At 65.3% G+C, this 13,299-nt stretch carries 11 protein-coding genes; 10 read left to right on the forward strand and 1 reads right to left on the reverse strand.

Annotated elements, in window-relative coordinates; genetic code table 11:
- The first annotated feature begins 44 nt into the window (after positions 1-44).
- From mmsB to ACFVWT_RS15325, 9 genes are all read left to right on the forward strand, one after another.
- Positions 45-1,316, forward strand: coding sequence for a multiple monosaccharide ABC transporter permease (mmsB, locus tag ACFVWT_RS15285; RefSeq protein ID WP_390249183.1), 1,272 nt, complete (start codon positions 45-47; stop codon positions 1,314-1,316).
- Between the two features lie 50 nt (positions 1,317-1,366).
- Complete coding sequence (locus tag ACFVWT_RS15290; protein WP_390249185.1) at positions 1,367-2,464, forward strand: substrate-binding domain-containing protein; 1,098 nt, start codon at positions 1,367-1,369, stop codon at positions 2,462-2,464.
- 222 nt (positions 2,465-2,686) lie between these two features.
- A complete protein-coding gene (locus ACFVWT_RS15295; protein ID WP_390249187.1) occupies positions 2,687-4,144 on the forward strand; it encodes an ABC transporter permease in 1,458 nt (485 codons plus the stop codon).
- Positions 4,145-4,146: 2 nt separating this feature from the next.
- Complete coding sequence (locus ACFVWT_RS15300; protein ID WP_390249189.1) at positions 4,147-4,854, forward strand: ABC transporter ATP-binding protein; 708 nt, start codon at positions 4,147-4,149, stop codon at positions 4,852-4,854.
- A 152-nt stretch (positions 4,855-5,006) separates the two neighbouring features.
- Positions 5,007-6,077, forward strand: a complete 1,071-nt coding sequence (locus tag ACFVWT_RS15305; RefSeq protein ID WP_390249191.1) for a Gfo/Idh/MocA family protein — start codon at positions 5,007-5,009, stop codon at positions 6,075-6,077.
- Between the two features lie 135 nt (positions 6,078-6,212).
- Positions 6,213-7,208 carry a hypothetical protein gene (locus ACFVWT_RS15310; protein WP_390249193.1) on the forward strand — a complete coding sequence of 332 codons (996 nt, stop codon included), beginning with the start codon at positions 6,213-6,215 and terminating at the stop codon, positions 7,206-7,208.
- An 84-nt stretch (positions 7,209-7,292) separates the two neighbouring features.
- Complete coding sequence (locus ACFVWT_RS15315) at positions 7,293-8,144, forward strand: chaplin family protein (protein WP_390249195.1); 852 nt, start codon at positions 7,293-7,295, stop codon at positions 8,142-8,144.
- Between the two features lie 204 nt (positions 8,145-8,348).
- Positions 8,349-9,581: a serine/threonine-protein kinase gene (locus ACFVWT_RS15320; protein WP_390249197.1), complete on the forward strand. Its 1,233-nt coding sequence runs from the start codon at positions 8,349-8,351 to the stop codon at positions 9,579-9,581.
- Entirely contained in the window at positions 9,578-10,099 is a 522-nt protein-coding gene (locus ACFVWT_RS15325; protein WP_390249199.1) for a mucin-associated surface protein, read from the forward strand. Before ACFVWT_RS15320 ends, ACFVWT_RS15325 begins: the two co-directional genes overlap by 4 nt.
- Before the next feature lie 74 nt (positions 10,100-10,173).
- On the opposite strand, the gene ACFVWT_RS15330 is transcribed toward ACFVWT_RS15325, so the two are convergent.
- Positions 10,174-12,399: a catalase gene (locus ACFVWT_RS15330; RefSeq protein ID WP_390249201.1), complete on the reverse strand. Its 2,226-nt coding sequence runs from the start codon at positions 12,397-12,399 to the stop codon at positions 10,174-10,176.
- A gap of 245 nt (positions 12,400-12,644) precedes the next feature.
- Between ACFVWT_RS15330 and ACFVWT_RS15335 the strand changes: the two genes are divergently transcribed.
- A complete protein-coding gene (locus tag ACFVWT_RS15335) occupies positions 12,645-13,289 on the forward strand; it encodes an SRPBCC family protein (RefSeq protein ID WP_390249203.1) in 645 nt (214 codons plus the stop codon).
- Positions 13,290-13,299 lie beyond the last annotated feature (10 nt).

Genomic DNA, 13,299 nt, shown 5'->3' on the forward strand with positions numbered 1-13,299 from the left:
CTTCTGGATACCTCCAGAACCTTCCAGACACAAGGACCGAAACAATGAACGCGCTCAAGAAGCTATTTGGCGGCAACACCCGCCAATTCGGCATGATCTTCGCCCTGGTTGCACTGATCGTCTTTTTCCAGATTTTCACCGAGGGCCGCACGCTCACCCCGGGCAACGTCATCAACCTCTTCAACGGCAACTCCTACATTCTGATCCTGGCCATCGGCATGGTGCTGGTCATCATTGCCGGCCACATCGACCTCTCCGTGGGTTCCGTGGCAGCCTTCGTCGGCGTCACCGTCGCCCTGGCCATCCGTGACTGGGGCATCCCCTGGTACGCCGGTGTCCTCCTGGGCCTGGCCCTCGGAGCGCTGATCGGGGCCTGGCAAGGATTCTGGACCGCCTATGTGGGCATCCCCGCCTTCATCGTGACCCTGGCCGGCATGCTGCTGTTCCGCGGCTTCAACCAGTTCGTCGGCAAGTCCAACACCATCCCGGTCCCCGCCGATTTCCAGTACCTCGGCTCGGGCTATCTTCCCGAGGTGGGCCCCAACACCAACTTCAACAACCTCACGCTGCTCCTGGGCCTGCTGGCCGTGGCCTTCGTGATCTTCAGCGAAATCCGTTCACGCCGCCGGGCCGTGGCCCTCGGCGCTGAGGTCCCGGAAGCCTGGGTGATGATCCTCAAGCTCGTGCTGATCTGCGGCGCCATCCTGTATGCCACGTACCTGTTCGCCACCGGCCGCCCGGGAACGTCCTTCCCCATTCCGGGCCTGATCCTGGCCGTCCTGGTCATCATCTACGGCTTCATTTCCTCCAAGACGATCGTCGGCCGCCACATCTACGCCGTCGGCGGCAACAGGCACGCCGCCGAGCTCTCCGGCGTGCAGTCCAAGAAGGTCAACTTCCTGGTGATGATGAACATGTCCATCCTGGCCGGCCTGGCAGGCATGATCTTCGTGGGCCGCTCCACCGCTTCGGGTCCGTTCGACGGCGTCGGCTGGGAACTGGATGCCATCGCAGCCGTGTTCATCGGCGGTGCCGCCGTGACCGGCGGCGTGGGTACCGTGATCGGCTCGATCGTTGGTGGCCTCGTGATGGCCGTGCTGAACAACGGCCTGCAGCTCCTCGGCGTCGGTGCCGACCTCACCCAGATCATCAAGGGCCTGGTCCTCCTGATCGCCGTTGCCTTCGACGTCTACAACAAGACCCAGGGCAAGAAATCCATCATCGGCATGATGATGAAGAACTTCGGCCGCAGCAGCAACGAGCTCCAGCCGGACGAGACCACATCCACCAAGGACGCTATCCGCAAGGAAGCCTGAGCGCTCCCCCACGATTCTCCGCACACCATCTAAAGAAAGTGAACCAAGCAATGCAAATGATTGGTAAAGCAGGAAAGGCAGCAGCGATCGCTGCTATTGCGGCACTGGCGCTGACAGCCTGCGGCCGCGCCGAGACTGGCACCACGGGTGGTAGCAGCGGCGGCGAGGCATTCCCCAAGAACTCCTCGATCGGCGTCGCACTTCCCCAGAAGACCAGTGAAAACTGGGTACTGGCCGAGAAGCTGTTCAACGACGGACTGAACGGTGCAGGTTTCAAAGCCGATGTACAGTTCGCCAACGGCGGCGTGTCCGAGCAGCAGAACCAGATCAGCGCCATGGTCACCAAGGGTGCAAAGGTCATCATCGTGGGTGCCATTGACGGCGCCCAGCTGGGTACCCAGCTCAAGCAGGCCAAGGACTCCGGCGCCACCATCATCGCCTACGACCGCCTGCTCCTGAACACCGAGAACGTGGACTACTACGTGGCCTACGACAACTTCAAGGTGGGTGAGCTCCAGGGCCAGGCGCTGCTGGACGGCATGAAGGCCAAGAAGCCGTCCGGACCGTACAACATCGAGCTCTTCGCCGGCTCCCCGGATGATGCCAACGCGAAGGTCTTCTTCGACGGCGCCATGAGCGTCCTGAAGCCGAAGATCGACGACGGCACGCTCAAGGTTGTCTCCGGACAGACCTCGTTCGAGCAGGCTGTGACCCAGGGCTGGAAGGCTGAGAACGCCCAGCGTCGCGCCGACACCCTGCTGACCGGCAGCTACGGCACCGCTTCACTGGACGGCGTCCTGTCCCCGAACGACACCCTGGCACGTGCAGTGCTGACGTCCGTCAAGGCCGCCGGCAAGCCGCTTCCGATCATCACGGGCCAGGACTCCGAGGTTGAGTCCGTGAAGTCCATCATGGCCGGCGAGCAGTACTCCACCATCAACAAGGACACCCGCAAGCTCGTAGAGCACGCGATCACCATGGTCAAGGACATCCAGGCCGGCAAGACGCCTGAGATCAACGATGACAAGTCCTACAACAACAAGGTCAAGACCGTTCCGGCCTACCTGCTGGATCCGGTCATCGTGACCAAGGAGAACGTCAAGACGGCCTACGTTGACGATCCGGTACTCGGACCGATCACCAAGTAGTCCGCGCCCAGGCGCCTTCGACTGAACCAGGAGCCCCGGCTCATCCGAAAGGGTGGGCCGGGGCTCCTGGTTTGGCGGCTTAGTCAGCTGGCGCGTATTCGCCGTGGTCCCGCCCGCCTTCACAGCGGAAACATAGCTTCAGCCCGTTCCCCGCACAGCCACGCGCACCACAGTTGGATCAGCAGCCGGTCATTCCGTCCGGCCAGAGATCCAAGGAGTACCGTGAGCGTCCTCGCCCGAAGTGTAGGCAATGCCTTCAGAAACAAGGTCCGAACCGGGGCCGTGGTGGCGGTGTTGGCCGTGGCGATCGGCCTGGCCCTGTCCATGCTGGTGGCCAACCAGGCGGTTGCCGCCAAAGTCGCGGAACTGAATGCATCCGTGGGCACCGTCCTGACCGTGAATCCGGCCGGCGGCCAGGGCTTCGAAGGCGGCGGCGAACCGCTCACGGCTGAACAGGCTGCAACGGCGGCCGCAGTACCGAACGTGAGCACAGTCGTCGGCACGAAGGCGCTGAGGTTGCGCAATGCCGCCGAAGCGGCGGCACAAGCCGCCGCCGGAACCCAAGCCTCCGGAACCCAGGCAGCCGGGCCCGGCGGCGGCCAGGGCGGACCCGGCGGACAGTCCACCACCACGCTGACCACCAGCCTCACCGCCGCCATCGACGCCGGAACGCTCGGCAACCGCAACCAGGCCAGCCAGGGAACCACAGGATCCACCGGGACTACCCAGCCGGCGCGGACCATGTCCTTGCCGATCACGGCCACCGGAATCGGCGCCGAGGTGGACAGCACGGGCAAGCCCCTGACGATCACCGAAGGCACCGGCCTGGGCGACTACACCACGGAGTCCACCAACGCCCTCCTCGGCACCACGCTTGCCGAAAAGAACGGCCTCAAGGTGGGCTCCGCGTTCACCATCAATGACAAGACCTACACGGTGGCCGGCCTGTTCGACGCCGGCACCGCGTTCGGCAACAACGCCCTCTACGTCACCCTTCCTTCCGCCCAGACCCTGGCCTCCCTGCCGGGCGAGCTGTCCACCATGATCGTCACCGTGAACAGCATGGAAAACGTTGACTCCGCCAAGACCGCACTCCAGACGGCCCTCGGCACGGACAAGGCCGATGTCACACAGGGCCAGCGCAACCTGGAAACGGCCGTCAGCTCCCTGGACAGCGTCAAGAACATCTCCCTGATTGCCTTCATCGCGGCGCTGGGCACCGCCGGCCTGATCATCCTCCTAATCATGGTGATGCTGGTCCGCGAGCGCCGTCGTGAGATCGGTGTGCTCAAGGCGATCGGCGCCCCCAACCACACCATCGGACTCCAGTTCGTGCTGGAGGCGCTGGTAGTGGTGGCCATGGGCAGCGTGGTGGGCGCCGCCGTCGCGTCCTTCGCCAGCGGCAGCATCGCCTCCGCACTGATCAGCTCCAATTCATCGACGACGACGGCGGCAACCACCGGGCGCGGCATGCCCGGCGGCGGTGCCGGCTTCCCCGGCGGCCAGAACGGTCCGTTCGGCGGAGCCTCCCAGCTGCTCACCACCGTCACCGCGAGCGCCTCCCCCGGCGTGATCGCGGCTGGCATCGCCGCAGTGTTCGGAGTCGCCATCATCGGTGCGCTGGTCCCCGCGCTCCTGACCGCCCGCATCCGCCCCATCGAAGTCCTCCGAGGAGAGTAGCCATGATCGAAGTCAAGAATCTCGTCCGTACCTTCAAGTCCGGCGACCGCACCATCAAACCCGTCAACGACGTGAGCTTCGAACTCGAACAGGGCACGCTCGCGTCCATCGTCGGCAAGAGCGGCAGCGGCAAGAGCACACTGCTGTCCCTGCTGGGTGCGCTGGACAAGCCCACCAGCGGAGACGTCGTCGTCAACGGCGTCAGCCTGGCCAGCATGCCGGACGGAAAACTGACTGAATACCGGCGCCGCGACATCGGATTCGTCTTCCAGCAGTTCAACCTCATCCCCAACCTGTCCGCCGTGGACAACGTGATGCTGCCGATGGAGTTCGCCGGGGTCCGCAAGTCAGCGCGGCTGGCCCGGGCCAAGGAACTGCTGGAGCAGGTGCAGCTGGATCCGGAGAAGCACGTGCGCCGCATCAACCGCCTGTCCGGCGGCGAGCAGCAGCGTGTGGCGATTGCCCGCGCCCTGGCCAACGAGCCCAAGCTGATCCTGGCCGACGAACCCACGGGCAACCTTGACGAACAGACCGGCGAGCACATCATCGAACTCCTCAGCTCACTGAGCCGCGACCACAACACCACCATCCTGGTGGTGACGCACGACCGCCAGCTCGCCAACAAAACGGACCGCCGCTTCCGGCTCCAGCAAGGGCGTCTCACTGAGGAGCCCGCCCGCGCCAGGGCGGCCGCCGCAGCCACGGCATAGTTACAGCGGAGCGGCAGGAGCCGGAGGAGTGCCGATTTCAACCCTCTCCCAGCTCCTGCAGTCCTAAACCGGACGCTCTCCCACCATTCGCCGTAAATATTCGGACGCTCTCACTGCCGGATGAACTGCTCCCCGGATGAGAGGATGTCACAATGACTGCCCCCATCGCGAAGCCGTGGCTGTTCAGCCAGACCGACCAGGATCCCCGTTCCGCTACCGGACGAACGCTGCGATGGGGAGTGGTGGCCACCGGCGGCATCGCCCAATCGGTGGCCCGGGATCTTGCCATTCTGGCTGATGCGGAGCTGTATGCCGTCAGCTCCCGCAGCCAGGCGTCGGCCGATGCGTTCGCCGCGCAGTACGGTTTTTCCGCAGCCTACGGTGACGACGCCGGCGGAGCAGGCTACCACCGGCTCCTCGCGGACGACTCCGTCGACGTTGTCTATGTGGCCACACCGCACGCCCAGCACTATGAAGTGGCACTGGCCGCGCTCAATGCCGGCAAGCATGTGATGTGCGAAAAGGCCCTGACCATCAACGCGCGGGAAGCTGCTGAGCTTGTGGCCCTGGCGCGTTCCAAGAAGCTGTTCATGATGGAGGCCATGTGGAGCCGCTTCCTCCCCAGTATGCAGCGCGCCTTCGAGATCGCGGCTTCGGGGGAGCTCGGGACGGTCCAGTGGGTCACCGCGGATCTCGGTTTCCCGGCGGTCTACTCCCCCACCGCACGGCTCTGGGCTCTCAAGGACGGAGGCGGCGCCCTCCTTGACCTGACTGTATATCCGTTGCTTTGGGCTCTGGGCACCTTGGGTTTTCCGCAAACCGTGAGTGCCACGGGGGCAGTGAACGACGACGGCGTGGATGCCCAGAATGCGTTGACGCTGGGATACCACCACGGTGCGCAGGCCCAACTGACATCATCGCTGACGGCGTACGGTCCGCGTGCCGCCACAGTCGCTGGCAGCCTGGGGTACCTGCAGACCATTGGCTCTGTGAACAATCCCAAGGAAATCCACGTCAGGACCGGTATGGCGGAACCGCGGACTGAGCACTTCGACGTCGTGGGCCGCGGCTACTCTTACGAGCTCCGCGAGGTCACCAGGTGCATCCAGCAGGGGCTCACCGAGAGCCCGGTCATGCCGCTTGAGGACTCGCTGAATGTCATGAGGCTGTTCGATGGTGTCCGCGCCCAGCTCGGCGTGACCTACCCGAACGATGCACTCTGACGCCATTCGCCGCCGCTGATAAATAATCAATTCGCCGGACTATTTACCGGGAAAGGCTGGACTCCGGCTCCGGATCGTGCCTAGGCTGATAGTCAACCGTCGAATTTTCGAGGCGCCTTGGGGGGGTGGTTGCGTATGGAATCAGCAGGTTTTCCATGGCGCGCGCTCCGTCCGTTGCTGCTCGCAGGCGCCGCGGCCACTGCCTGGCTGACCCTATCTGCTCCGGGCGCCAGCGCCGATACGGCGTCTGATTCCGCTTCCCTGCTTGGTAACGTCAACTCCTCCGTCTCTTCGGTAGCCGATGCCGCAATGAATCCTGTGGAGGACGTCCTGGCCGCCGCGGCGCCCAGCATCCTCGCAAATGGTCCCGCTGATGCTGCCGTACTCCCGGCACAGCCAAGCCCCGCTGAACCGGGCGGGCTGCTGCGGCCCCTTACCGGCGCAGCAACCGGCACGCTTGACCACCTGCTTGAAACCGCTCCCGCAGTGAACCAGATAGTCCCCTCCGGCACCGGTGGCGCCGTCACGGCACCCGTCACCGCAGCCGCCGACGGAATCGTGACTGCAATCGCGGAGGAAGTCTTGCCGATAGCAAGCGATGTCCTGCCGGGACTGGACCCCGTCGTGGGACCGGTGGGGGACCTGCTGACAGGCGTTGATTCGGTTCCGGGTTCGGACGTCTTGATACCGGATCTCCCAGTTCCTGACGCCGCCGCGCCGGACGATGCAAGCACGAACATGGTCACACCGATCGACCTCCCGCCCGTCAGTGCGGACGCCTCAAGCGCCCGTGATCTGCCGGCCGCCCCGGGCATATCAACCTCAGTCATGTCGAAGCCAGCGGCGCCCTTCCAGGCCCATGGCCACGGCACGATGCAGAGTGTTCCGGTACAAGCCGGAGTTGTTGAAGATCCTCTTCCCCACGACGGACCCCCCAACCCGGCAACGTTGCCTGCTGTTCCGGGCTCCGGGTCGGGGAGCAGCCAGTCTCAAAGCAGCGGTGCCAGCGGAGCAGCCTGGCTAGCAGCTTTCCATCTGGACGTTCCGCCGACCGGTGTTCTTCCCGTCAGCGGCCCCCTGCAAAGTGCTCCCGCACCGGTGTCTTTCGACCCCGGTTCATCTCCTGACTAGTTAGGCCCTCCCTGCGCCCTTGCGCGGAAAACGGCCATTCGGGCTGCCTGTGCGCCCTCACAACGACTTTCAGGAGATATCACCATGCACGCGAATATCCGCAGAGGGCTGATCAGCACCCTCTTCGTCGGAGGGCTACTTGCCCTCGGCACCACCGCTGCCAACGCAGCGGATACCACCAGTGGATCCGACGGGACCGCCTCCGGAACCCAGGTCACGGCACCGGTCACCGCACCAGTCACCCTGGGCACGACGTCGTTGGGCCTGCTGGGTGACTCAACGGCCACCACCGAAGGAAACAGCACCCCCGCACCGGCAGACAGCACCACGCCCGCCGCCACCACCAGTGGATCCGACGGGACCGCCTCCGGAACCCAGGTCACGGCACCGGTCACCGCACCAGTCACCCTGGGTACGACGTCGTTGGGCCTGCTGGGTGACTCAACGGCCACCACCGAAGGAAACAGCACCACACCCGCCGCAACCAGCACCACGCCCGCCACAACCACCAGCGGTTCCGACGGGACCGCCTCCGGAACCCAGGTCACGGCACCGATTTCGTTGCCGATCACGATTCGCGGTGCGTCGGTAGAAATCGCCGGTGACTCGTCGTCCACGGTCGTTCCTCCCGCAATGGCTCCCCCGGTGGTCAGCCCTCCCGTCGTCACGCCTCCGGTGGTTACGCCCCCGATGGGCTTCGGCCCGGCAACTGCCCCTCCGATGACAGCTGCCGAAGGACCGGCGTCGCTGGCCGTGGCCGCCACGAATACGGTGAACGCCGGTACTCAGGTGGCGCCGGCCGCTGTAGTAGCTCCCATGGCAACTCCGATGCTCGCCAACACAGGCGTCAACCTTGAACTGGCGGCCGCAGCTCTTCTCCTGCTGGCCGTCGGCATGATCATCATGCTCGTCCCCGCGCGGCGGATGAAGGCCTAGGCCTCCAGCGGGCAGGGCGGCGGCGGTGCCCGCGCCCTGCCCGCCAGGTCCGGCAGACATTGAACGGGTCCGGACGGGGAAGCCGCTCAGGGCTTCCCGGTCCGGGCCTCCCAGCACTCCCGTCTCCCACGAGGAGGCGTAATTACCAAGCACCCTTATGAAAATGCATACCCATCCCCGTATTATCTTTAGAGTGCGTTCCGAATGAACGCTGAAAAGGATGGGGACATCGTGGAGAGTTCGCCCAGTGAAACGGCAGAGGTCCTGGACGGCCGATACCGTCTTGGCGAGGTCATCGGACGCGGCGGCATGGCATCGGTGTACACAGCCAGGGACGAGAACCTCGGCCGGGACGTGGCGTTGAAGCTCTTTGCCCCGCAATCAGCCGACGCTGACGAGCTGAAGCGTCAGGAAGCCGAGATTCAGCTGCTCGCCACCCTGAACCACCCCAGCCTCGTGACCCTGTTCGACGCCGGAATCGACTCCCGCGTGCCGGAGGAGCCGCGCCCGTTCCTCACCATGGAACTGATTGAGGGGCAGGACCTCCGGAGCAGGATCCGGCACAGCCCTGTCCCGCTGGATGAACTGGCTGTGATCGGCGCCGGCGTGGCCGACGCCCTGGCATACGTCCACAACCTTGGCATCATTCACCGTGACATCAAACCGGCCAACATCCTCCTGGTGCAGGTCCGACCCGGCGAGCCCCTGCGCCCCAAACTGACCGATTTCGGCATTGCCCGGATTGTCGACGGCACACGCCTGACGGCAACCGGAACCATGGTGGGAACAGCCGCATACCTGAGCCCGGAACAGGCACGGGGCGCCGACCTCGGACCCGCCAGCGATATCTATTCCCTAGGCCTCGTGCTGCTCGAGTGCATCAAGGGAGCGGTGGAGTATCCGGGGAGCGCCATTGAATCTGCGGTGGCGCGCCTGCACCGTGCCCCGGAAATCCCCAGCGATGTTCCCGCCGAGTGGGCTGCCCTGATCACTTCCATGACCGCACTGGACCCAATGGACCGACCGTCGGCAGCTGACCTCGAGACCGCCCTTCGGCAGGCACTGGTCTCTCCGGAGTCGGTTCCCGGCACGGTGGCCGAGGAGCCGACACGCATTCTTCCCGCACCGCCGTCCCGTCCCCCGCTCATTGCGCCGGACGGCGCTCGCACACCGGATTCGGAGACCGGCGGCCGCACCACAGCCGAGTTGCAGCCGGGCAACAGCAACCCGCCGCGCCCTAACGTTGCCAGTCGCCTCCGCTCTGCCGGCCGCCGCAAGGTTGCTGCCGCGCTGGCAGCCGTAGCCGTACTTGCGGTGGGCGCCACGATCCTGTTGCCGTCCCTCGCCCCTCAAACACGGGAGCCGGTTGAGTACCCCGCGGTCACGGGCACCCTGGGAGAGCACCTGGAACAACTGCAGAAGAGCGTGGAGCCATGACATCACCCACAGCCGATCGCCTCAGCTGGTTGTGGCCGCACTGGCGATCGGTCCTCGCCGCAGGTGTCCTTTCCGCCACTCTCGCCGGGTGCGGCTCCGCTGCCCCGGACCTGGATGCGGCAGCAGCACAAAAACTCCAGGCCAAGGTCCTGACCGTTTCACAGTCCGCGGCAGGCAACGACCCGGCCGGGGCTCTCAAAACCCTCGACGAGCTGGTGGCACAGCTTGACGCCTCGGCAGCCGAGGGAGACGTTTCGTTCAAGCGCCATCAGAGCATCATGAAGGCGATCGAGGCGGTGCGGGCAGACCTGTCCACCGCAAAAGCCCAGGCCGAAGCGGCAGCTGCGGCCGCAGCCCATGCTGCTGCAGCCAAGGCAGCCGCGGACGCGGCAGCAGCGGAAGCTGCGAAATCGGCCACTCCCCCCGCCGCAGAGGCTCCGGCGCCGATAGCCCCGGCGCCCGCCCAACAAAATCAGGCGCCGGGGAAGGGCGAAAAGGGCAAAGGCAAGGACGGCTGAATCCGGGCATCTGCCGGAGACAGCCGTCCTGCTTCACCGAGATCCGGCCGTCGCCGGGACGCTCCGCCCGGGCGCTATGGCGTTGTGGAGCCCGACGCCGGGAAACGGTCCCAGGACCGGTGAGCGGCAAGGAGTTCCTGGATCTGCGTCACCACGCCGTCCGCTGCGTCACCGAGTACAACCCCGGGAGCATCCTGCGGGATGTTTGCCGCATCCACGACGGCGGCGCCCCCGCCCCAGCCGCCTATCGCCTTCGCGTGGCGGAAGGTTTCGGAAAGCAAAAGAACCACCCGCGGATCGAGGGTCGCGCCCGGCTCGCCGGCCTTGGCATCCAAGCCCTGTTCAGCGTCCGGGGCAGGGTCGGCCGTCCCCGCCACCAGCACGGCGTCGAACTCCGTGGAGCGTGCAGTGAGGTAGGTGCGCTGGACGGGGATCCCGCCGTCGGCCTCCGAACCCAGGTACCCGCCGGACGGTGCAATAACCATCGGCACAATCCCTGCGGCGTCCAAAGCCGCGCGCGAGGCACGCACTGCCTCAAGGTCGCTGGACGCGTCGGCCACGATCCCCACCACGCGCCCCTTCACGGGCCAGCTTCCTCCTACCTGGGACAGCGCCGGGCTCGGCTCGACGTCCGCAACATCCTCGGAAGCCCCGGGCACGGGCATGCCCAGTCCCTTGGCGACGGCAGCGCACAGTTCCGCGTCAACGTTGGCCAGGTTCTGCAGCTGCCGTTCCCTGATAGCTTCCTCCCGGCACTTGCCGAGCTCAAAAGTGTAGGCCTGGATTACGTGGTCCTGCTCCACCGGGCTCAGGCTGCGGAAGAAGAGGCGGACCTGGCTGAAGTGGTCATCGAATGACGCCGGGGACTTCCGTTCCTTGACGGCGGCCGCCAACTGCTCGGGAACATCGACGAACGCGCTCAGGTCCGCACCGGCGAGGAAAGGGCATCCGCCGTCGAGCGAATTCGGGTGATAGGGCGCCACTCCCCCGTGCACCGCCTGCTGGTGCATTCCGTCGCGCAGCATGTCGTTGACGGGCGCCTGCGGCCGGTTGATGGGGATCTGCCCGAAGTTCGGACCGCCCAGACGGGAGATCTGAGTGTCGATGTAGGAGAAGAGCCTCACCTGGAGCAGGGGATCATTGGTGACGTCGATGCCCGGCACGAGGTGGCCGGGGTGGAAGGCGACCTGCTCAGTTTCGGCGAAGTAGTTCACCGGGTTGGCGTTGAGGGTCATCAGGCCGATGGGCTGCACCGGGGCGAGCTCTTCGGGAACGAACTTGGTGGGGTCCAGCAGGTCGATCCCCTCGAAGAATTCCTCCTCGGTGTCCGGGAAGACCTGCACTCCTAGCTCCCATTCGGGGTAGGCCCCGGATTCAATCGCGTCGGCAAGGTCGCGCCGGTGGAAGTCCGGGTCCATGCCGTTGATGAGCTGGGCTTCTTCCCAGAGGAGCGAATGGACGCCCTGCTTGGGCTTCCAGTGGAACTTGACCAGCACCGTCTCCCCGGCGTCGTTCACGAAACGGAACGTGTGGACGCCGAAGCCCTCCATGGTGCGGTAGGAACGGGGCAGGGCGCGGTCTGACATGTTCCACATGGTGTGGGCCTGCGCCTCGGTGTGCAGCGAAACGAAGTCCCAGAACGTGTCGTGCGCGCTCTGGGCCTGCGGGATTTCGCGGTCCGGGTGCGGTTTGCCAGCATGGATGATGTCCGGGAACTTGATGCCGTCCTGGATGAAGAAGACCGGGATGTTGTTGCCGACGAGGTCGAAAGTGCCTTCGTCCGTGTAGAACTTCGTCGCAAAGCCGCGGGTGTCGCGGACCGTATCGGCGGAGCCGCGGGACCCCAGCACCGTGGAAAATCGGACGAAGACGGGGGTTTCGACGTCCTTGGCCAGGAACCCCGCCCGGCTGATGTTGGCAGCGGAGCCGTAGGAGCGGAAAGTGCCGTGCGCTCCGGCACCGCGGGCGTGCACCACACGTTCCGGGATGCGCTCGTGGTCGAAGTGGGTGATCTTCTCGCGGAGGTGGTGGTCCTGGAGCAGCACCGGGCCGCGCCGGCCTGCCTTCAGCGAATGGTCCGTATCCTGGAGCCGGAGGCCCTGCGCGGTGGTGAGGTAGGCACCGGACTGCGCCCTCGAATGGACCGGGGCGCCACTCGGCGTGCCGGTGGGCGATACCGCCTCGGGACCCCGCTGGTCAGGCTTGGGCGGCATCGGCTCGCGCGGTTCCGTCGGCTCGGCAATCGTAGGAGGCTCGCTCGACGTCGTTCCCGGTATGCGGATGTTGCTGTCTGCTGGCATGGTTTTTTCCCCTTTTGAAGTGCAGTCCTTAGCCCAGGCGGCCGTCCGGCCGGAAACTAAGCTTGCTTACCACCCTAGGTAAGGCGCCGGATAACCACAACGGGACAACCGGAAATTCGTCAGCAAACTTACTATTTGCCGTCAATGTCGCTAAGTTGGTTATAAGTTGGTTAAGTGCGCCCACGAAGCGCAGCGAGATCAGAACCGCGGGCCGCCGGCCCGCCCGCTGAAGGAGTGATGTACGTATGGCAACTGTCCAGGAATCCATCAACGTAAGTGTCCCGCTGAGCCAGGCCTACAACCAGTGGACCCAGTTCGAGGACTTTCCGCACTTCATGAGCGGTGTGGACGCTGTCCGCCAGCTCAACGACACCACTGTGCACTTCCAGACCAGCATCGCCGGCGTCAAGAGGGAATACGACGCGCGGATCACCGTCCAGCAACCGGACCAGCGCGTCACATGGGAAAGCCTCGACGAGCCGCGAAACGCCGGGACGGTATGGTTTGAAGCACTCAACCCTACTGAAACAAAGGTCAGCGTCGAACTGGCCTGGGAGCCGGACTCCGCCGTCGAGAAGATGGGAGCAGCCGTCGGGCTTGATTCCCGCCAGGTGGCCTCGGACCTCAAACGCTTCAAGAAATTCATTGAGGAACGCGAAGTGGAAACCGGCGCGTGGCGGGACCGCGTCAGCGACAGCGCAGTTACCGGAGGTGCCGCCGGAACCGGCGCTGCAGCAGCAGGCACCTCGGCGGACATTCCGCAGGCTGCCACCACCGCGGTCCCCCTCGAAGAGGAGGTGGGCTACGATGCCGTGCCCACGGAGCAGCCCGTGAACACCGATCCGGACATGGCGACCGAGCCTCCGTTCGGCAAGCACGTCCAGCGCTAACGCCCTGGCG

This window comes from Arthrobacter sp. NPDC058288 (assembly GCF_042880995.1).
Taxonomy (GTDB): domain Bacteria; phylum Actinomycetota; class Actinomycetes; order Actinomycetales; family Micrococcaceae; genus Arthrobacter.